Origin of the sequence: Sagittula stellata E-37 (assembly GCF_039724765.1) — a bacterium.
In the GTDB taxonomy this organism is placed as follows: Bacteria; Pseudomonadota; Alphaproteobacteria; order Rhodobacterales; family Rhodobacteraceae; genus Sagittula; species Sagittula stellata.
This window is the reverse complement of sequence record NZ_CP155729.1, coordinates 1365741-1384778: the sequence shown is the minus strand read 5'-3', so window position 1 is coordinate 1384778 and position 19038 is coordinate 1365741. Positions and strand designations below refer to the sequence as shown.

Here is a 19038-nt window from a genome sequence, read left to right as displayed (position 1 = left end):
ATGCTCCTGTCTTTAAGGGCCGGGACACGCGAAAAAGCGCACCCTGCCCGATTGAAATGACTCCCACTCACGCCCAGGGTCATGCCTTGAACGCCTCATCCACCGGGACCTGCAACGCGTTGACGATCCCGTTCGTCTGCATGGCCATTCCGATCACTGCCAGAAGTTCGCCATGCATGTCTGCGGTCATGCCCTTCGACCGCGCCGAGGCGCTGTGCGAATGGCAGCAGTATTCACATCCGTTGGCCGCAGATACCGCGACGTAGATCATTTCCTTCGTCAGCGGATCGAGCGCCCCGGGTGCCATCACCACTTTCAGCCGCTCCCACGTCGCCTGCAGCAATGGTGGATCGTTGGCCAGCGCACGCCAGAAGTTGTTGACGAAGTCGGTCCCACGCACGCGACGGATGTCGTCGAAGACGGCGCGGGCCGTCTCCGAAAGTTCCTCGTCCGACAGAAGGGGAACAACCGCCATCAGACGACAGCCAGTACGCGCGCCGGTCCGCCCGTACCGGCTTCGTGCTTGGGCGCACCCACAAAGAGCGTCGCCCCGGTTGCCGGCAATTGCCCCAGCCCCTTGAGGTTTTCGATCCCGTAGCGCCCGGCGGGCAACCAGGAATAATGCACCGCGAAGTCGGCGGAGTTGCCGGGGTCGAGCGACAGCGTGTCCACCCCGATGGAGGCCACGCCCATCTCCAGCAGCATGTCGGTGGCGGACTTGGCGAAGCCCGGAAAGGCGAAGTTCCCGTCCGCGTCGTTGCGATAGGCGGCGCTGCCCATCTTCTCTTCCCAGCCGGAGTTCATCGCCACACAGGCCCCCTCGGGGATATCGCCGTTGGTCGAGATCCAGGCCTCGATGTCCTCCGCCTCGACCATGGCGTTCGGCTCCTCGGCGGCCTTGGCGGTGATGTCCAGCACGCACAACGGGCACATCAGGCTTTCCGGCGCCAGTTCATCGACAGAGTCCGCGCCTTCGGCGAAATGCGCGGGCGCGTCGATGTGGGTGCCCGAATGCTCGTAAAAGGTGACCTTCCAGATCTTGTAGCCGTCCGCAGCATAGTCCTTGTCGGACTCGAACATGATGCCGGGATTGCCGTCGAAGGTCGGGAACTCGGGCGTCAATGTCCAGGTGAGGTCGACGACCTGCCCCGAAGACTGCGCCAGCGCGGGTCGCGCGGTGATGGCACCTGCGGCGACAGCAGCCACCCCCGCCGCGGCGCTGCGGCGAAAGAAATCGCGCCGCGAAAAGGCGGACTTCCGCACGTTCTCGATCAGGCAGGCATTGCACATGACTTTGTACTCCCGGTTGAAACGAGGCCGGTTGCACCCTCAGAGGGCGCCCATGACCTTCTGGTTGAAGCCGTAGACGTGGCGTGACCCGCCGATGGGGATCAGGTTGACCTCCCGCCGCTGGCCCGGCTCGAAACGCACCGCGGTTCCCGCCGCGATGTCGAGACGCATGCCTCGCGCCGCCTCCCGGTCGAAGTCGAGCGCCGGGTTGGTTTCCGCGAAATGGTAGTGCGACCCCACCTGCACCGGCCGGTCGCCGGTATTGGCAATCATGATCGTGATCGCCTCGCGATCCGCGTTCAACACGATGTCGCCTTCTGCCGGGAACAACTCGCCGGGAATCATCTGGTCCACCGCGCGACAACGATCGCCACGACCACCAGAACCGCCGCCGCCGTCATGGCCAGCCAGCCCTCCGACCCGTGCGGGTGCATGTGCGTCCCCGCCTCGTGTGCCATCGCCGGCGCCGCCGCACCTGCGACCGTTGCCGCCAGAGCCATTGCCTTTGTCATCTCGATGTCCCTCGTTTCTCTGCTTTTCAAATACTCAATCAGGGCCCGCCGCCCGCTCAGCGGATCGGGTTATGCACCGTCACCAGCTTGGTCCCGTCCGGAAAAGTCGCTTCGACCTGTACCTCGTGGATCATCTCGGCGATGCCTTCCATGCACTGGTCGCGGCTGACGACCTCGGCCCCGGCCTGCATCAGGTCGGCGACGGACCGTCCGTCGCGGGCGCCTTCCACGACCGCGTCGGTGATCAGTGCTATGGCTTCGGGGTGGTTCAGCCTCACGCCACGCGCCAGACGCTTGCGGGCCACCTCGGCGGCCATCGAAACCAGAAGCTTGTCCTTTTCGCGGGGGGTCAGTTGCATGCCGTCAAAGTCTCCATGATACGGGCAGCCCGTCGCCGGACAGCAGGTCCAGCGCGGGCAGAAGGGTCTTGCGCAGCGTAAAGCCGTCCTCCGCCAGAACGCGCGCCACAAGCACGTCCGGGCGCAGCAAGGACGCGCCGCCGGTCGCGGTCAGATGCGAACGCAGTGGCGCCAGCCGGCCCTCCGCGTCCGCTCCGACGTAAAGGATGCAGGCCATGGCACCGGCACCGCCGCCCACGGCAGGCCGCGCCATCTGCGCATCGAGGTCGCCTTCCAGCCGCACCGCATCGGAATAGAGCGCCACCCCGTCACGGCGGATTTCGATCCGGTCGCGCAATGCGGCGTCATGCAGGCGTTCGCCCATGGCCGCGCGTCCGAAGATCACCGGCTCCACCAGCAACAGGCGCGCATCGCCATGGAGGTCGGCCCGCAGGCTGCGCTGCAGCCGGGCGCCTTCGAAGAGGATCAGCTCCTGCGGCAGCCAGTCGATGCGGCCGCCCGCCTGCACCGTCAGCCGGGTATCCACCCGCGCCCAGCCAGAGGCCGAACGGTAGGCCCGCTCCGCCGCCTGCGTCGTCAGCGTCAGCCGGGCATTCGCGCCCGCCTCCGCGACTTGCGCCAGCCGGTCGCCGCCGGTCAGCCCGCCGGAGGTGTTGATGAGAATGGCCTCGACGGCCTGAGCATTGCGGGGAAAGAGGGTCTTCAGACAGCCGGACGTCCGCAGCCGGTCGATGGCCGAGACGCCACCCCTCGCCTTGGCCGACAGCACGAGATCGCCCACCGCCCTGGGCTGGGCGTTCGGGGCGCTTGCGGGCGCATCCAAATCCTCGCGCTGATAAAATGTCACGCGGGTCCCCCGTCTTCCACTTGCTCAATTCGTAGACGCGATCAGGCCAACAGGACAACGATTCCCCCCGAATTTGACGCACCACCCCGAAATTCCGCCCATAATTTAGACAGGCGCCCAACTATCAGATTAATTCGCAGGCACATCCGTGGATTTCCCAGACGTCACCCGCGCCGTGATTGACCCAACATCCCCTCACGCCCCCAAGTGACGCTGCCCATGGCTAAGAGACGGCTTTCGTCGGACGTCAGCGGGCGTGCGAAAGCCCCGGATCATCGCCTAGATCCTGCTGCCGCACGGGATGCAACAGGAACGCGAAGGACAGGGCCGCGCATTGCCGCGCCGAGGGACACCTTCGCAGGGAGACAAGAATGAACAGATTCACCAAACTTCTCGCCGGTGCTGCCACCACCGCGATCATCGCCGGTACGGCTTCCGCTCAGGACTGCACGGACCCGATCAAGGTCGGTGTGCTCCACTCGCTGTCCGGCACCATGGCCATTTCCGAGACGACCCTGAAGGACACCATGGAAATGCTGGTGGCCGCGCAGAACGAAAAAGGCGGCGTGCTGGGTTGCGAACTCGAGGCCGTCGTCGTCGACCCCGCCTCCGACTGGCCGCTGTTTGCCGAAAAGGCCCGCGAGCTGCTGACGGTACATGACGTCGATGTGATCTTCGGCAACTGGACCTCCGTGTCGCGCAAATCCGTGCTGCCTGTCATCGAGGAACTGAACGGCCTGCTGTTCTACCCCGTCCAGTACGAAGGCGAAGAATCGTCGAAGAACGTGTTCTACACCGGCGCTGCGCCGAACCAGCAGGCCATCCCGGCCGTCGACTATTTCCTTGAGGAACTGGGCGTCGAGAAATTCGCGCTGCTCGGCACCGACTACGTCTACCCCCGCACCACCAACAACATTCTGGAAAGCTACCTGAAGTCTAAGGGCATCGCCGAAGAGGACATCTTCGTGAACTACACGCCCTTCGGTCACTCCGACTGGGCGACCATCGTCTCCGACGTCGTGGCTCTGGGTGAGGACGGCAAGCAGGTCGGCGTGATCTCCACGATCAACGGCGACGCCAACATCGGCTTCTACAAGGAACTGGCCGCGGCAGGCGTCTCTGCCGACGACATTCCCGTCGTGGCCTTCTCGGTGGGTGAAGAGGAACTGTCCGGTCTCGACACGTCGAACCTGGTCGGCCACCTCGCCGCGTGGAACTACTTCATGTCCGCCGACACGCCGGAAAACGCCGAGTTCATCGAGCAGTGGCGCGCCTTCATCGGTGACGACAAGCGCGTGACCAACGACCCGATGGAAGCCCACTACATCGGTTTCAACATGTGGGTGAACGCGGTCGAGCAGGCCGGCACCACCGACGTGGACGCCGTGCGCGAGGCGATGTGGGGCCAGGAGTTCCCGAACCTGACCGGCGGCACCGCCGTGATGGGCGTGAACCACCACCTGTCCAAGCCGGTCCTGATCGGCGAGATCCGCGCAGACGGCCAGTTCGACATCATCTCCTCGACCGAGCCGGTCCCGGGCGATGCCTGGACCGACTACCTGCCGGAGTCCGCGGTGCTCGAGTCCGACTGGAAAGATCTCCAGTGCGGCATGTACAACACCGAGACCTCCACCTGCGTGCAGATCAAGTCCAACTACTGATCGCCTGACGGCGGCGCCTCGCGCGCCGTCTGCAAAGCGCGCTTTCGCATGGCGGGGCACAGCCCCCGCCATGACTTCCGATCGTCCCCATATACAGGCGCCCGCCATGCTTCGTGCCCTACTCGCGGTTCTCGTGCTGCTCGGACTGCCCGAAACGACCCATGCCCAGGACCAGGACCTCCAGTCGATCCTGCAGGAGCACCAGGCAGAGCTGGCCAAGCCGTCCCGCACCAAGGTCGGTCCGGCGCTCGAAGCGCTGACCTCCTCCGGTCTACCCTCCGTGCCGGTGTTCCTCGAAAGCCTGCGCGACAAGCAGGTCTGGGTCGCCCAAGACGGCATCTTCTACATCGTCCGCAAAAAGACCGTGCTGGACGTGGCCACCACCGAGCCCGTTTCCGGAGTTGAGCTGGCCTCCCTCGATCAGATCAAACCGAACGGCGGCGTGCGCAAGGTGATCTCCGAGGCCCTGGTGCAGTTCCAGCTCTCCGATCCCGACATCACCCGCCGCCGCGATGCGCTCGACGCCATATCGCGCAACCTCGATCCCTCGCAGATGGAGCCCCTGGCGCAATCGATCGCGAACGAGCCGGACGCCGGACTCAAACGCCGCAAGGAGCGGCTGATGAACTACCTCGCCGCCCGCTACGGCGACAACGACGAGGCCCGTATCGAGGCGATCTCCTCGCTCTCCGACGATCTGTCGGTCGACGGGCGTGCCGTTCTGTCCCAGATCCTCGCAACCGAAACCGAGATCGCGCAGGACGTGCCAGACGGCGCAAATGTCGCCCGAATCCTCCGGATCGGCACCGATCTGGGCCGAGAAGAAGCTTACGCCATGATCGGCGAGGAAACGGAGCTGCCACCGATCCTTGGGCCCTCCGAACTGAGGTCCGCGCTGGAAACCCAGGTCGAGGACAACAAGATCGCCGGTGTCTCGATCAACACGCTGAACACGCAGGCCGCCCGCGAGGAGGCTTACGACCGGCTCGCGACAGCGGGCGCCCTTCCCCCGCGCGCCACGCCGGACAGCATCGACGCGACGCTGACCGACTGGACCATCTACGAAACATACCGCGAGCAGAACAAGGCGATCACTGACGCCGCGAACGATGCCCAGGCCGGGGTGCAGACCCGTGTCGCCGCCAGCCAGACCGCCGACCTCGCACTCGACGCCTTGTCGCTCGCCTCGATCTACTTCCTCGCCGCCATCGGCCTCGCCATCACCTTCGGCGTCATGGGCGTCATCAACATGGCCCACGGCGAATTCATCATGATGGGCGCCTATACCGGCTACGTGGTGCAACAGTTCGTCCCGAACTATACCGTATCGCTGGTCGTGGCCCTGCCGCTCGCCTTCGCGATCACCTTCGCGGCGGGCGTCGCGATGGAACGGCTCGTGATCCGCTGGCTCTACCACCGCCCGCTTGAAACCCTGCTCGCAACCTTCGGCATCTCCATCGCGCTCCAGCAGCTCGCCAAGAACATCTTCGGCACACAGGCCCGTCCGCTGACCTCGCCCGCTTGGCTGGACGGCAATCTCGCCTTCAACGAGGTGATCTCCATCTCCTACATCCGTATCGCGATCTTCGTTCTGGCGCTCCTCTTCCTCGGCCTGCTGCTGTTCATCCTGAAGAAGACGCGCCTCGGGCTCGAAGTCCGCGCCGTCACCCAGAACCCGGGCATGGCGGCCTCGATGGGCATCAACCCCGACCGCATCAAGATGATGACCTTCGGCCTCGGTTCCGGCATCGCGGGCATCGCCGGCGTGGCCATCGGCCTCTATGCCAAGGTGACCTCGGAGATGGGGTCCGACTACATCGTCCAGTCCTTCATGACGGTGGTCGTGGGCGGCGTCGGCAACGTCTGGGGCACGCTCGCGGGCGCCGGCCTCATCGGCATCCTCCAGAAGGGAATCGAGTGGTTCAACCCGTCCAACACACTGGCGGCACAGACCTACATGATCCTCTTCATCATCCTCTTCATCCAGTTCCGTCCCAAGGGCATCGTCGCCCTCAAGGGCCGCGCGGCAGGAGACTGATCACGATGCGTTCCCTCTTTACCTCCGTCCCGCCTGGCTACGCCGTCACGGCCGCCTTCGGCGATGCCTCCGAAGACGTGCCGCGCCGCGGTCCCGCCCCTTCATCTTGGTTGAAATACCTCGGGGTGAATGCCGCAGGCAGAGGGGCAGAGCCCCTCCCGGCCGCGCAGCGCGCGGCTGCTCACGGGCACTCCGGCTTGCAGGGACTCAAAATCTCCGGCGCCAAGGGCGGGGTCGACACATGACCGGCGTCCAGGCGAAACCCCGCGGCTTCTTCGCGCAAAACCCCTCGATCCTGTGGTTCATCGCCCTCCTCGGGCTGTTCACCTTGGTCGTGACCGTGACCTCCGAGGCCTTCGGAACCGGCCTTGTCTCCACCTCCTTCGTGAAGACGCTGGGCAAGACGCTCTGCCTCTGCCTGATCGCAATCGCCATGGACGTGGTCTGGGGTTACTGCGGCATCCTCTCGCTCGGCCACTTCGCCTTCTTCGGGATCGGTGGTTATGCCATCGGTATGTGGCTGATGTACGCACGAACGGAAACCATCGTCGCCCGCTCCATGTCGAACCAGATCATCCCGCCCACCGGGCAGGAGATATCGGACGCAATCGCCTCGCAGATCTTCGGCGTCGTGGGCGCGTCGGAGTTCCCACCGATCTGGGCCTTCGCGCACTCGCTGCCCCTGCAACTGCTAATGGTCATTGTCGTCCCCGGCCTCCTGGCGCTGGTCTTCGGCTGGCTTGCCTTCCGGTCGCGCGTCACCGGCGTCTACCTCTCGATCCTGACCCAGGCGATGACACTGGCGCTGTCGCTCTACCTCTTCCAGAACGACAGCGGGCTGCGCGGCAACAACGGCCTCTCGGGCCTGCAGAACATCCCCGGAGCGACGGACGTGCCGCAAAGCGTCATCTCCATCTATTTCCTCTGGGCCTCCGCGCTTGCGCTGGGTCTGGGCTACGTGCTCTTTGCCTTCGTGACATCGGGCAAGATGGGCTCCGTCATCCGCGCCATTCGCGACGACGAGCGGCGGGTGCGGTTCCTCGGCTACCACGTGGAAAGCTACAAACTCTTCGTCTTCACCCTGACCGCCGTGGTATCGGGCATCGCGGGCGCGCTCTACTATCCGCAGGCGGGCATCGTGAACCCCGCCGAGATCGCTCCCATTGCGTCCATCTACCTGGCCGTCTGGGTGGCCATCGGCGGGCGCGGTCGTCTCTATGGCGCCGTTCTGGGCACCGTCTTCGTCACGCTCCTGTCGAGCTGGTTCACAGGCGGCGGCGCGCCTGACATCAACCTCGGGTTCTACACTGTCAAGTGGACCGACTGGTGGCTGGTGCTGCTCGGCTTCTCCTTCGTGGCCGTCACCCTCTTCGCCCCGCAGGGCCTTGGCGGACTGGTCGACAAGATCGTGAGGAAATCATGAGCACCCTTCTCGAAATGTCCGGCGTCTCTGTCTCCTTCGATGGGTTCAAGGCGATCAACAACCTGTCCTTCCAGATCGGCGAACCCGAGATGCGCGCCATCATCGGCCCGAATGGGGCGGGCAAGACCACTTTCATGGACATCATCACCGGCAAGACGAAGCCGGACGAGGGCCGAGTCGTCTGGGGCGACAAGAACATCTCCCTGCTCGGCATGTCCGAAAGCCAGATCGCCCGCGAAGGCGTGGGCCGCAAGTTCCAGAAACCCACCGTCTTCGAAGCCCAGACCGTGCGCGAGAACCTCGCCATGGCGCTGAAGAACCCGCGCGGTCCCTTCGACGTGCTGTTCTACAAGAAGACCAGGCAGGGTGCCGAGCGGATCGAGGAGATCGCCGAACGCACCGGCCTGTCGGACAGCCTGAACCGCATCGCGGGCGAGCTTTCGCACGGGCAGAAGCAATGGTTGGAGATCGGTATGCTTCTGGCGCAGGAGCCGCGCCTCCTGCTCGTCGACGAACCAGCCGCAGGCATGACCCCGGCGGAACGCGAGAAGACGACCGAGATGCTCGTCGAGGCCGCCAAGACCCGCGCCGTCGTCGTCGTCGAACACGACATGGAGTTCATCCGCCGCCTGGGTTGCAAGGTCACTGTGCTGTGCGAAGGGTCGGTGCTGGCCGAGGGATCCATCGACCACGTGACCTCCGACCCGCAAGTCATCGAAGTCTACCTCGGGCGCTGACGCCGATGCCCTGCCCCGCACCATACCGCCAAGCCCTCAACGGCCCGCACTGACAGGACAGCCCATGCTCACGCTTTCCGACCTGACCCTGCATTACGGTCACAGCCAGATCCTCTACGACATCTCGATGGAGGCAAAACCCGGCGCGGTCACCTGCCTTATGGGCACCAACGGGGTGGGCAAGACCTCGCTGCTGAAGGCGATTTCCGGCGCGCATCCCAGATCGGGCGGCACGATGACCTTGAATGGGCAGGACGTGCCCGCCTCCACGCCGCCCCAGGCTCGGGCCCGCGCGGGAATCGGATACGTGCCGCAAGGTCGCGACATCTTCCCCCTGATGACCGTTCGCGAGAACCTTGAGACCGGCTATGCCTGCATCCCCAAGGATCAATGGACAATTCCAGACGAAGTGTTCGAGCTTTTCCCGATCCTCAAGAGCTTCCTGAACCGGCGCGGCGGCGACCTTTCCGGGGGGCAGCAGCAACAGCTTGCCATCGCGCGCGCAATGATCGCACAGCCGAAGCTGTTGTTGCTGGACGAGCCGACCGAAGGGATCCAGCCCAACATCATCAAACAGATTGGCGAGGTTATCAAATACCTGCGGTCAAAAGGCGACATGGCCATTGTGCTGGTCGAGCAGTTCTTCGACTTCGCCTACGAGCTGGGGGACCACTTCGTCGCGCTGGAACGGGGGCGAGTGATCCACAACGCCACCCGCGCGGACACGGACCGCGAGGATCTTCTCGCCAAGGTGTCGGTCTGATCACGCGTATGCTTTCGCTTTAAATGCAAGCGACATTGGCCACTGCAGGGCGCCATCGGGCGACTCTTTGTTAAGGCAATTGGGTTCACCTTTGGTCACCTCCAGCGAAGGAGAGGGACGAGTGATGACCAAAGATTTCGAAGCCAAACTGAAAACCTACCAGCTTGATGGCGAACACCGCGAGATGTTAATCAAGGCTGGCGAGCTGCTGCTACCGGAACTCGACACCGTGCTCGAGAATTTCTATGCGCGAGCGACGAGCAATCCTGCAACGGCGGCTTTCTTCGACGGTGCCGACCGCATGGCGTTTGCACGCTCCGCCCAGAAAAAACACTGGGAGCGTATCCTGACAGCGCAGTTCGATGCGGAGTATTTCGCTTCGATCGAGCGTATCGGCCGGACACATGCACGGATCAAGTTGCCGCTCGAATTCTACATGTCCTCCTATTCACAAGCGACGTCGGACCTCGTGTCGATCTTCCTGAAAAAAAGCCGCATGGGCTTTCGCGGGCGTTCCGTCGACGTTATCCGCTCCCAGATCGGCGTGTTGGTCCGCGCTTTCTCGCTCGACATCGAGCGCGTGGTCGAGACGACTTTCATGGTTCTCGCTGAAGAGCAGACCTGCGCCTTCCGACACATCAACACGGCCATCGACAAGATGGCCGAGGGCGACCTGACGCATGTGATCCCTTCGCCGGAGACGAGCGACTTCCCCGCCACCTTCGACCCGGTGCGGCGCAAGCTGAACGAAGCGACGTTGAAACTGGGACAGACGCTGGCCCAGGTGTCCGCCACGATGGACAACCTGCTCGGCATGATCTCCGACGTGAACTCCGGCACGTCGGACCTGTCGAACCGCACCGCCAGCCAGGCCGCGTCTTTGGAAGAGACCGCGGCCGCGATTCACGAACTGACGGAAAACGTCCAGCAATCGTCCGACAACACCAACCGGGCAAAATCTGTGGCCGACGACGCGGCCCGCACGGCAGAGGCAGGCGCCGCGACGGTCGCCGAGGCGTCGGAGGCGATGGGGCGTATCCAGACATCCTCCGACAGGATCACGCAGATCATCGGCATGATCGACGACATCGCGTTCCAGACCAACCTCCTAGCGTTGAACGCAGGGGTAGAGGCAGCGCGCGCGGGCTCTGCCGGACGCGGATTTGCCGTCGTTGCTGAGGAAGTCCGTGTTCTGGCGGGCAACGCCTCCGACGCGGCCAAGCAGATCAAGGACCTCGTTTCGGCCAGTTCGAGCGAGGTGGGCTCTGGCGTGGACCTCATCCAGCGCGCCGCCGGGACGCTGCAGACCATCGTCCAGAACTTCGACCACGTGGCTCGACTGTCCACGGACATCGCCTCCGCCTCACGCGAACAATCGACCGCCTTGAGCGAGGTCAACGCGGCCATTGCGCAGATGGACATGGTCACTCAGCAGAATGCGGCAATGGTCGACGAAACCACAACCGCGACGGAACGGATGCGGCAGGAAGCCTCGGGGCTGCAGACCATGCTGGTCAGGCTGAAGGTTCCGGAACTCGACGCTCCGGCCACTGTCAGCGCGACATCTCGGGCGGCCTGAACCTGGCCCTTCAGTAGCCGGAAACATCGAGGAAGTGCAGAAAGCACCTCCAGTCATGGGGCAGCATCTCGTGTCCGCCCGGACGCAGATGCCACCCGGACAATCCCCGAACGATCTGGCCGCCCTGTTCCCACATCGTCGGCACATCCGGCCAGTCCTTTCCACTGGCCATGGCAAGTGCAAGGTAGCTGCCCACCGGATCGGCCCAGAGGTCGCCGACCGCACCGGACAGATACAGGCGACGCTGTGCGCAGAGGGCGAGCAATGCCTGCTGATCCGGAAAATCGCCCGTCTTCTGCGTGCCTTGACGCAACCAATGCGGGAACCTCCGAACCAGTTGAGCGCGTGTCTCGCCGATACCATGCGCTTCCGGCGCGGCCCCACAACAACCGGACGCATTGGCCCAGACGGCCGCGATCCGCGAGTCCTGCGCCGCAGCCCAAAGGGCCGCCTTTCCCAACCTTGAATGCCCGGCCACGGCAAGGCGTCCCGGGTCGATCCCGGGCAGTCGTTCTGCCACATCGAGCAGCCGCATGATCGCCCAGGCCCAGAGGGAAATCGCACCGGCGTCAGTCGCACCCGTCAGCGGTCTTGCACCGGATTTGTGCCACTGCGTCGCGGAATCCGGCACCCACGATCCGTAGCAACTGACCAGCACCGCGTGGCCCCGGTTGCAGAGCATCGTCACCGGCCAGCGGTAGGCGGTGGCGCCACGGTGAAACTCCTCCAGTCGACCATGCCCACCCAGGACTTCCGGCGCCTGCACCACCGCCCCGGGATCGCGGGGGAATGCGTGCGTCGCCGCGATGCCCAAGGGCCCGACAAAGTCCAACCCGGCGACAAGCGGAAACGGCCCGGGCCCATCCGGCACCCACAACCCAGCATCGACGCGCAAGTGGCGCCCGCCGACCGTCACCTCGATGACGATCCGCTCCAGTCCCGGTTCGGGCGTTGCAATCCGTTCGAACGACACAGCGTCCGGCGGGGCGGGCACTGCGCCGTACAGCGCGTCGAAGCCGGCCACCCCGCAGGCCTCAGCCGGCAGGGTGGTCAACCCGGTCCAGGCCTCAAGCGGGCAGCCAGCCATCGTAGAGCGGGAAGTCGGCCCCAAGCGGCAGGTCCACCGGCAAACCGGTGCGGGACGACTGGTAGATCGCGCTGACGAACTCCAGCGACCGACGTCCATCGGCCAGTGTAACCTCGCGCCCGCCGTTGCCTTCCAAAGCCTCCGCAACCGCGCGGAAAAAGCCGGTGAACCCGACATCCTGCGGGCCGACAGCGGACAGCACCTCCGCGATCTGCTCGGCCGTGACCGGCGCGCGCGGCGTGAACTGCCATGCGGATTGCGCCGGTTTGTAGGGCGACAGGCCCGTCTCGACAGTCACGCCCTCGAAAACCAGACGCATCCGGGTGGTGTCCGTCGCCGCGCCCAGAGTCACCGAGGAGGTCAGAACCGCGCCGTTCTCCATGCGCAACGAGAGGGCGGCGCAGTCCTCTACCTCGATCTCGTTCACCCGGGTCGCCAGTTCCGCGTAGACGCGCGCGACAGGGCCGAGGAAGGCTGGAAGGAAGTCGTGGATATGGATCGCGTGGCCGAGGATCGCGCCGCCGCGCTCTCCGGCCCATGTCCCGCGCCAATCCACGGCGTAATAGGCCGCGTCGCGGTTCCAGTGCGTCTCGATCGTGCCGGCATAAAGCTTGCCAGCCAGCCCGGCCTCGACGATGGCGCGCAGTTGCGCGGTGCCGAGGCCAAAGCGGTACTGGAACACCGGGAAGACCCTGCCACCCGTCTCCGCGGCCTTGGCGATCAACCGGTCCGCCTCCGCCAGCGAGGCGACGAGCGGCTTTTCACAGACCACGTCCTTGCCCGCCTCCAGTGCCTTCAGGCAGGCAGACAGGTGCAGGTGCGGCGGCAGGCACACGTCGATCAGATCGACGTCCGACGCCAGCACCGCCGCGAAATCCGCTGTCACCGGGATACCGTAGGGCGCGGCCACAGCCTCCGCGCGGGCGAGGTTCAGATCGCAGACCGTCGCTACTTCGAACAGGTCGGGGAGCTCAGAATAGGCGGCAAGGTGTTCCGCCCCGATGCCCGCCCCGACGATGGCGACCCGTGTCATAGGCCGTCCGCCTTCATCTGCGCCCGGATCGCGATCTCCATCGTGCGGAAGGTGTGGGCCTGTGTCGCGGCGGTTTCCGTCCTGTCCTGCACGTCCGAGATCAGGCGTCCGAAGTAGGGCAGTTCCACTTCGCGGCAATCTATGTGCACGTTCTCCTCCGCGTTCACGAGGTAGAGGTTATCGGTGCGATGCGGCTGCCCGATGTCGGTGTATTTACGGCACTCGATGGTGCCCTCGGTGCCCAGCAGGAAAAGCCGCCCGTCGCCCCATGTGGGCAGGCCGTCCGGCGTGAACCAGTCGAGCCGCAGGTAGCCGTGGCCCTTGTCGCCGACGAGGGTCATCTCGCCAAAGTCCTGAAAGCCGGGATACTCGGGGCGGGTCGTGTTCTCGGCCAGAGCGTGCCCGATGGTCACCTCGGTAGAGCCGGTGAAGTGCAGGAACTGATCCACCTGGTGGGAACCGATGTCGCAGAGGATGCCACCGTAGCGCTGCTTCAGGAAATACCAATCGGGGCGGGTCTTCAGGTTCTGCTTGTGGGGCGCCAGCGTGACCACCTGCACGACACGTCCGATGGCGCCCGCTGCCACCAGTTCGGAGGCCTTGGCCGCAGCCCGCACCTCGAACCGCTCGGAGAAATTCACCGACCAGATGCGCCCGGTCCGGGCCACGCAGTCGCGGATCGCGTCGAGCTGGTCCAGCGTGGTGCAGCCCGGCTTGTCGACCATGACGTCCTTGCCCGCTTCCATCGCCTCGATCGCCAGTGCGGCGCGATCGGCGGGGACGGCGGATATCAGGATCATGTCCAGATCGGCGTCGAGGATCGCGCGCCGATCGCTGACCCTATCGACGTCGGGAAAGACCTCGTTGAACTTGTCCTCGGTCACGGCGGGGCCGTCGGTCCAGTAATTTGCGCAGGTACACCCCAGCGCCTTCATCCCGCCGAGCATTCCGAAGATATGCCCGTGGTCGATGCCCAATACGCCCAGTTTCAGGCTCATTTTATACATCCTTCAGGGAAACGGTCGTGCCGGTGCGCCCGGCGTCTTCCAGTGCCGCGATCAGCCTGTGTACCTCCAGCGCGGCGCGGCCCGGCACGAGCGGTGCACGCTGGTCGGTCAGAGCCTGCGCGAAATCCTCGATCACGAAGCGGTGCCAGTCTGAGGTAAAGGCCATCGGGTCGGCCCCGGCGCCCGACGTGGCCGCCTGCCCCAGCACCTCGGACGTGCCGTCGCGGCGGTCGATCCGCAACTGCCCGGCTTCGAGATGCGCAGAGCCTTCGGCGAAATGCAGGGTGACGGTTTCTCCCCTACCCGGGAAGCTGGCGGTCGTCGCGAACAATTGCCCGACCGCCCCGTTGGCAAAGCGTAGCCCGGCGCAAACGAAGTCCTCGGACTCCATATCGTGAAAACCGGTCGTGGCGGACATGGCCGACACCGCGGCCACCGGGCCGGTCAAGGACAGCATCAGGTCCATGGTGTGGATCGCCTGCGAAATCATGACCCCGCCCCCGTCGCGTGCGTAGGTGCCGCGGCCCGGCTCGTCGTAGTAGGCCTGCGGTCGCCACCAGGGCACGTTGACCTCGGCCATGCGCAGCGACCCGAGGTCGCCGATCACCGCGCGCAATTCGGCGACCACTGGACGGGCCCGGTGCTGGAGCATGATCCCCAGCGGTACATCCGCCGTCTCGCATCGTTCGACCAGCGCCGTGGCCGCGGACAGGGTGCGCTCCACCGGTTTCTCCATCAGGATCGGCTTGCCCGCCGCGGCCAGTGTTGCGACGATCTCTGCACGCGCGTTGGGGGGCGTCGTCAGGATCACGAAGTCCACGTCGGAGGCGGCGATTTCCTCCACACTCGCTGCTGCGCGTGCATCAAGCTGCGGCCAGTCGGCAAGGAATTTGCTGCGCGAGTCAGGGTTGCGCGCGTAGACCAGCGAAAGGTCTACCGTATCGCAGTTGGCAATCGCGTCGCCATAGGTCTTCGACACCATGCCAAGACCGATCAGAGCGCATTTCAAAGGTTCATCTCCAGTGTCTTTTCGTCTTCTCCGAACAGGTGGAATGCTTCGGTGGGAAATGTCACGCCGATCTTTTGTCCGCGCTTCAGGGGGATCTGGTGGGCGTGCTGCACCGTCAGCCGTTCGCCGTTCGCAAACACGCCGTAGATGTATGTCACGGCGCCGAGTTGTTCGTAGTTTTCGACGGTGATGACTTCGTCCCCATGCCCGTCGAGCGAGACGCCGATGCGTTCCGGACGGATGCCCAGCGTCACTTTGCCCGTGTGGGTCGAGGGCACGTCACGGACCATCCCGCAGTCGAGCGTCAGCACGCCGCCGTTCAGCGTTGCATTCAGGAAGTTCATCTGCGGCGCGCCGATGAACCCCGCCACGAAGCGGTTCGCGGGGTTGTTGTAGAGGTCCAGCGGACGTCCCACCTGCTCGATCCGGCCGCCGCGCAGGACGACGATCCGGTCGGCCATGGTCATCGCCTCGATCTGGTCATGGGTGACGTAGATCATCGTGTTGCCCAACTTGGCGTGCAGGTCGCTGATCTCCACCCGCATTTGCAGACGGAGTTCGGCATCGAGGTTCGACAGCGGCTCGTCGAAGAGGAAGATCACCGGCTCTCGCACGATGGCCCGCCCGATGGCCACGCGCTGCCTTTGCCCGCCCGAGAGCTGCCCGGGGCGGCGCGACAGCAGGTGGTCGATCTGGAGCATCTTCGCGGCGGCATCCACGCGCTGCGCGATTTCCTCGCGGGGCATCCGCATGTTCTCCAGACCGAAGGACAGGTTTTGACGGACCGACATGTGTGGATAGAGCGCGTAGCTCTGAAACACCATGCTGAGGCCACGTTCGGACGCCGGGATGCCGTTCACCCGCTTGCCTTTCAGCACGATGTCGCCGGAGGTCGGATCGTCGAGGCCCGCGATCAGCCGCAGGAGCGTCGACTTCCCGCAGCCGGAGGGGCCGACGAAGACCACGAACTCCCCGTCCTCGATGGCGAGGTCGATGCCATGGATCACATCGACGGGGCCAAAGCTCTTGCGGATCTGGTTCAGCTCCAGCGCGTGGGTCGTGTCCGTCATGTCAAACCTGTCATTTCAGCCCGGTCGTGGCGATGCCGGTGGTGATGAACCGCTGCAACCAGACAAAGACCAGCGTTATCGGGATGAGCGTCACCACGGTCATGGCGAGGATGTAGTGGAAATCGGAATTGAACTCGCCGGCGAACTGGGTGAGGCCCAGTTGCAGCGTGTGTTTCGTCGGGTCGGAGATCAGCACGATCAGCGGCCAGAGGAAGTCGTTCCAGCGCCAGATCACGCTGAGGATCGCCAGCACGCTGAGCGCGGGCAACGAAAGCGGCAACACGATCCGCCAGAAGATCCGCCATTCCGATGCCGCATCCATGCGCGCGGCCTCGAGCAGTTCGTCGGGAATGGTCAGCATGTATTGCCTGAGCAGGAAAACCCCGGTGGGCGTGGCGGCGGCGGGGATGATGACCCCCCAGAGCGACCCGAAGATGCCGAAGGACCAGACCACGAAGAACAGCGACACGAGGATGATCGAGGCCGGGATCAGCAGGGTCGCGACGATCAGGATGGTGAAGGTCAGCCGCCCGGGAAACCGGTATTTCGACAGGGCAAACGCGGCCATGGCGTTGATCAGCAGCGTGATGAGCGTGGCCGCGACGGTGACGAAGACGGAGTTGGCGAGATAGGTGAAGAAGTTGAAGGTCTCCTGCCCGTTCCGCTTCAGGATCGGATCGAGGTAGTTCTCTACCGCGACCCGCATTTCCTCCTGCTCGCGCAGTTGTTCGCGGGGCACCTCGAAGACGTCTTCAGGCGCGTCGAGCCGCGCGACTTCTGTGATCCGGCGTGTCGGGCCTGCCTTGAAGACCAGCGTTTCCGTGCCGTCCTCTGCCGTCCAGATCCAGACGGGTTTCTCGCCGACGCCTTCGATTTCCCGGATCACCTGGCTCATGGGCAGAATCCGCGTGTCGAAACTGTCGACGGCGGTTTCCGGCTTGATGGAGGAAAACAGAGTCCAGAGCACCGGCACGAGAATGACCAGCACGCCGACCACGAGGTAGCCGTACGCCAGCACGTCCTGGATGCCGATCCGGTCGGCGGTCTCGCGGTTGCCCGAGGTGCGGGAGAGGAAGGTTGCGACGCTCATGCGGAAGACCGGCCCCGGTGTGGGCGGCGAGGACGGATGCCTCCGGCGGAGGTATTTTGGCCAAGATGAAGGGCGGGCGCCTTTCGGCGGGCGGGCGGCGTATGTATCACAGGTCCGATTGCCTCCGTGTCATCCAGAGCTGGAAGAAGGTGAAGACGGCGATGACGACAGCCATGAGGATCGAGCCGGCCGCCGCCTGTCCGTAGTCGGGGTGGTTCGAGGAAAAGGCGACCTCGTAGATGTTCTGCACGACCATGAAGGTTTCGCGCCCGGGACCGCCGCCGGTCAGGAGGTAGACCTCGTCGAAGATCTGGAAGGAACGGATAAGCGAGAGCACGAGGACGACGGTCAGGGTCGGCATGACCAGCGGCAGGGTGATGCGGCGGAAGGCGCGGAACGGTTTGGTGGCATCCATCTTGGCGGCTTCGTAGAGGTCCGCGGGAATGGCCTGCAGGCCGGCCAGCAGGATCAGCATGTAGAACCCCATGTGCGACCAGCAGAAGACGAAGACCAGCCAGAAGAAAGGCCAGCCGGTGTTCGGAGTTACCAGCCAGTTCACCGGACGGTGGCGCCCGAAGTCGAAGACCGCGTCGAACTGGATCGACAGCAGCATCAGCACGGCGGCGATGCCGAAGGCGATCACCGCCGCGCGGGCGATTGCGCGTTCGCTGGCCACCAGCCACAGGAGCGCCGCCGCGAGCGCCAACCCCAGCCAGCCGCTGCCGGGCAGGCCTGCCAGAGACAGGGGCTGCGCCCAGGCTGTCAGGAGTGCGAATATCCCGCAGAAGACACTGGCCCAGGGCGTGGAGAGACCGCGCTCGCCACGCAGGGTACGCTCGGAAACGACCATCAGGACGATGCCGAAGAGCACGGTGGCCGCGATGTCGAAGCCCGACAGACCGGCGAGGCCGGTCAGGGTGTCCTGCGTGCCGCCGATCGCGGCGTTCAGCGCGCCCTTGCGGTGCAGGACCCAGTTCCAGATGTTGGCGATGACCACCGGAGACAGCATCACCGGATAGAAGAACATCGCCCGCCAGAATCCCCTGCCCCGGATGTTGCGGTTCACCACCAGCGCGGTCAGCAGCGCCACGACGACCATCACCGGCACCTGAATCACCACGAACCAGAGCGTGTTGAACATGCCGGTCCAGAAGTTGTAGCCGGCGTTGCTGCAGGTCTTCGGGATAAGGATGTTCGCGCATTCGAAGATGTCGCGGTATTTTTCCAGCCCGACGAATGGCCGGTCGAAGAGCGCGATGGACGATCCCCCGGTCATCGAGACGTAGACGTTCAGGATCATTGGCAGGAAGGTGAAGAAGCCGAAGATCAGCATGTTCGGCAAAAGCAGCGCATAGGGCACGCCGATCCGTCCGAACAGGCTTTGTGACAACTCCACGGGGAACCCCAGCAGGTCGGCGAAAAAGCGGGGCACGTGTCTCAGGGTGTAGCTGCGGTGGCTCAGCAGCCACGCGCTTCCACCCACGACCCAGGCAAGCCCGAGAATGGTCAGCGCCAGTCCGGCCGGTGTCATGG

General features: G+C 64.7%; 19 protein-coding genes. 6 read left to right on the top strand and 13 right to left on the bottom strand.

The features are described from left to right. Window positions 1-79 precede the first annotated feature (79 nt). The 6 genes from ABFK29_RS06545 to ABFK29_RS06520 are packed head-to-tail and all read right to left on the bottom strand — an operon-like array spanning window position 80 to window position 2942. Window positions 80-475 (bottom strand): carboxymuconolactone decarboxylase family protein, encoded by a 396-nt coding sequence (locus ABFK29_RS06545; RefSeq protein ID WP_005860632.1) that lies wholly within the window; start codon window positions 473-475, stop codon window positions 80-82. Next, a complete protein-coding gene (locus ABFK29_RS06540; RefSeq protein ID WP_005860630.1) occupies window positions 475-1290 on the bottom strand; it encodes a cyclase family protein in 816 nt (271 codons plus the stop codon). Before ABFK29_RS06540 ends, ABFK29_RS06545 begins: the two co-directional genes overlap by 1 nt. Window positions 1291-1329: 39 nt before the next feature. Further along, window positions 1330-1635 carry an urease subunit beta gene (locus ABFK29_RS06535; protein WP_005860628.1) on the bottom strand — a complete coding sequence of 102 codons (306 nt, stop codon included), beginning with the start codon at window positions 1633-1635 and terminating at the stop codon, window positions 1330-1332. Next, the gene (locus ABFK29_RS06530; RefSeq protein ID WP_005860626.1) at window positions 1632-1802 is read right to left on the bottom strand and encodes a hypothetical protein; all 171 of its coding nucleotides are present in this window, start codon (window positions 1800-1802) and stop codon (window positions 1632-1634) included. The genes ABFK29_RS06535 and ABFK29_RS06530 overlap by 4 nt, the downstream gene beginning before the upstream one ends. A 56-nt stretch (window positions 1803-1858) precedes the next feature. Further along, entirely contained in the window at window positions 1859-2161 is a 303-nt protein-coding gene (locus tag ABFK29_RS06525; RefSeq protein WP_005860624.1) for an urease subunit gamma, read from the bottom strand. A gap of 4 nt (window positions 2162-2165) precedes the next feature. After that, window positions 2166-2942, bottom strand: coding sequence for an urease accessory protein UreD (locus tag ABFK29_RS06520; protein ID WP_005860622.1), 777 nt, complete (start codon window positions 2940-2942; stop codon window positions 2166-2168). Window positions 2943-3379: 437 nt separating this feature from the next. Between ABFK29_RS06520 and urtA the strand changes: the two genes are divergently transcribed. The 6 genes from urtA to ABFK29_RS06490 all read left to right on the top strand — a co-directional run bounded on the left by urtA (window position 3380) and on the right by ABFK29_RS06490 (window position 11209). Next, window positions 3380-4669 (top strand): urea ABC transporter substrate-binding protein, encoded by a 1290-nt coding sequence (gene urtA, locus ABFK29_RS06515; protein ID WP_005860620.1) that lies wholly within the window; start codon window positions 3380-3382, stop codon window positions 4667-4669. Window positions 4670-4775: 106 nt separating this feature from the next. Next, window positions 4776-6707 (top strand): urea ABC transporter permease subunit UrtB, encoded by a 1932-nt coding sequence (urtB, locus tag ABFK29_RS06510; protein WP_005860618.1) that lies wholly within the window; start codon window positions 4776-4778, stop codon window positions 6705-6707. Between the two features lie 241 nt (window positions 6708-6948). Continuing rightward, window positions 6949-8130, top strand: a complete 1182-nt coding sequence (gene urtC / locus ABFK29_RS06505; RefSeq protein WP_005860616.1) for an urea ABC transporter permease subunit UrtC — start codon at window positions 6949-6951, stop codon at window positions 8128-8130. After that, the gene (gene urtD / locus ABFK29_RS06500; RefSeq protein ID WP_005860613.1) at window positions 8127-8867 is read left to right on the top strand and encodes an urea ABC transporter ATP-binding protein UrtD; all 741 of its coding nucleotides are present in this window, start codon (window positions 8127-8129) and stop codon (window positions 8865-8867) included. Before urtC ends, urtD begins: the two co-directional genes overlap by 4 nt. Window positions 8868-8931: 64 nt before the next feature. Beyond that, window positions 8932-9630 carry an urea ABC transporter ATP-binding subunit UrtE gene (urtE, locus tag ABFK29_RS06495; protein ID WP_005860611.1) on the top strand — a complete coding sequence of 233 codons (699 nt, stop codon included), beginning with the start codon at window positions 8932-8934 and terminating at the stop codon, window positions 9628-9630. Window positions 9631-9754: 124 nt separating this feature from the next. Beyond that, on the top strand, window positions 9755-11209 hold the full coding sequence (locus ABFK29_RS06490) for a methyl-accepting chemotaxis protein (protein ID WP_005860609.1): 1455 nt from the start codon (window positions 9755-9757) through the stop codon (window positions 11207-11209). 10 nt (window positions 11210-11219) lie between these two features. Here ABFK29_RS06490 and ABFK29_RS06485 read toward each other — a convergent pair whose 3' ends face one another. The 7 genes from ABFK29_RS06485 to ABFK29_RS06455 form a co-directional block, all read right to left on the bottom strand. Next, the gene (locus ABFK29_RS06485; protein ID WP_157136531.1) at window positions 11220-12320 is read right to left on the bottom strand and encodes a hypothetical protein; all 1101 of its coding nucleotides are present in this window, start codon (window positions 12318-12320) and stop codon (window positions 11220-11222) included. Then, on the bottom strand, window positions 12277-13329 hold the full coding sequence (locus ABFK29_RS06480) for a Gfo/Idh/MocA family protein (protein ID WP_005860605.1): 1053 nt from the start codon (window positions 13327-13329) through the stop codon (window positions 12277-12279). The genes ABFK29_RS06485 and ABFK29_RS06480 overlap by 44 nt, the downstream gene beginning before the upstream one ends. Beyond that, entirely contained in the window at window positions 13326-14327 is a 1002-nt protein-coding gene (locus ABFK29_RS06475) for a Gfo/Idh/MocA family protein (RefSeq protein WP_005860603.1), read from the bottom strand. Before ABFK29_RS06475 ends, ABFK29_RS06480 begins: the two co-directional genes overlap by 4 nt. A 1-nt stretch (window position 14328) precedes the next feature. Next, window positions 14329-15345 (bottom strand): Gfo/Idh/MocA family protein, encoded by a 1017-nt coding sequence (locus ABFK29_RS06470; protein ID WP_005860601.1) that lies wholly within the window; start codon window positions 15343-15345, stop codon window positions 14329-14331. Further along, window positions 15342-16415, bottom strand: a complete 1074-nt coding sequence (locus ABFK29_RS06465; RefSeq protein ID WP_005860599.1) for an ABC transporter ATP-binding protein — start codon at window positions 16413-16415, stop codon at window positions 15342-15344. Before ABFK29_RS06465 ends, ABFK29_RS06470 begins: the two co-directional genes overlap by 4 nt. Window positions 16416-16425: 10 nt before the next feature. After that, a complete protein-coding gene (locus ABFK29_RS06460) occupies window positions 16426-17505 on the bottom strand; it encodes a carbohydrate ABC transporter permease (RefSeq protein ID WP_005860597.1) in 1080 nt (359 codons plus the stop codon). A gap of 106 nt (window positions 17506-17611) precedes the next feature. Next, window positions 17612-19036: a carbohydrate ABC transporter permease gene (locus ABFK29_RS06455; RefSeq protein ID WP_005860595.1), complete on the bottom strand. Its 1425-nt coding sequence runs from the start codon at window positions 19034-19036 to the stop codon at window positions 17612-17614. Window positions 19037-19038: the final 2 nt, after the last annotated feature.

What these genes read in the sequence shown, in the direction of transcription:
- urtA (WP_005860620.1), top strand. Translation starts at nt 3,380, where the DNA reads ATGAACAGATTCACCAAACTTCTCGCCGGTGCTGCCACCACCGCGATC.
- ABFK29_RS06460 (WP_005860597.1), bottom strand. Translation starts at nt 17,505, where the DNA reads ATGAGCGTCGCAACCTTCCTCTCCCGCACCTCGGGCAACCGCGAGACC.
- ABFK29_RS06530 (WP_005860626.1), bottom strand. Translation starts at nt 1,802, where the DNA reads ATGACAAAGGCAATGGCTCTGGCGGCAACGGTCGCAGGTGCGGCGGCG.
- urtC (WP_005860616.1), top strand. Translation starts at nt 6,949, where the DNA reads ATGACCGGCGTCCAGGCGAAACCCCGCGGCTTCTTCGCGCAAAACCCC.
- urtB (WP_005860618.1), top strand. Translation starts at nt 4,776, where the DNA reads ATGCTTCGTGCCCTACTCGCGGTTCTCGTGCTGCTCGGACTGCCCGAA.
- ABFK29_RS06490 (WP_005860609.1), top strand. Translation starts at nt 9,755, where the DNA reads ATGACCAAAGATTTCGAAGCCAAACTGAAAACCTACCAGCTTGATGGC.
- ABFK29_RS06535 (WP_005860628.1), bottom strand. Translation starts at nt 1,635, where the DNA reads ATGATTCCCGGCGAGTTGTTCCCGGCAGAAGGCGACATCGTGTTGAAC.
- ABFK29_RS06525 (WP_005860624.1), bottom strand. Translation starts at nt 2,161, where the DNA reads ATGCAACTGACCCCCCGCGAAAAGGACAAGCTTCTGGTTTCGATGGCC.
- urtE (WP_005860611.1), top strand. Translation starts at nt 8,932, where the DNA reads ATGCTCACGCTTTCCGACCTGACCCTGCATTACGGTCACAGCCAGATC.
- ABFK29_RS06540 (WP_005860630.1), bottom strand. Translation starts at nt 1,290, where the DNA reads ATGTGCAATGCCTGCCTGATCGAGAACGTGCGGAAGTCCGCCTTTTCG.
- ABFK29_RS06465 (WP_005860599.1), bottom strand. Translation starts at nt 16,415, where the DNA reads ATGACGGACACGACCCACGCGCTGGAGCTGAACCAGATCCGCAAGAGC.
- ABFK29_RS06475 (WP_005860603.1), bottom strand. Translation starts at nt 14,327, where the DNA reads ATGAGCCTGAAACTGGGCGTATTGGGCATCGACCACGGGCATATCTTC.
- ABFK29_RS06455 (WP_005860595.1), bottom strand. Translation starts at nt 19,036, where the DNA reads ATGACACCGGCCGGACTGGCGCTGACCATTCTCGGGCTTGCCTGGGTC.
- ABFK29_RS06545 (WP_005860632.1), bottom strand. Translation starts at nt 475, where the DNA reads ATGGCGGTTGTTCCCCTTCTGTCGGACGAGGAACTTTCGGAGACGGCC.
- ABFK29_RS06480 (WP_005860605.1), bottom strand. Translation starts at nt 13,329, where the DNA reads ATGACACGGGTCGCCATCGTCGGGGCGGGCATCGGGGCGGAACACCTT.
- urtD (WP_005860613.1), top strand. Translation starts at nt 8,127, where the DNA reads ATGAGCACCCTTCTCGAAATGTCCGGCGTCTCTGTCTCCTTCGATGGG.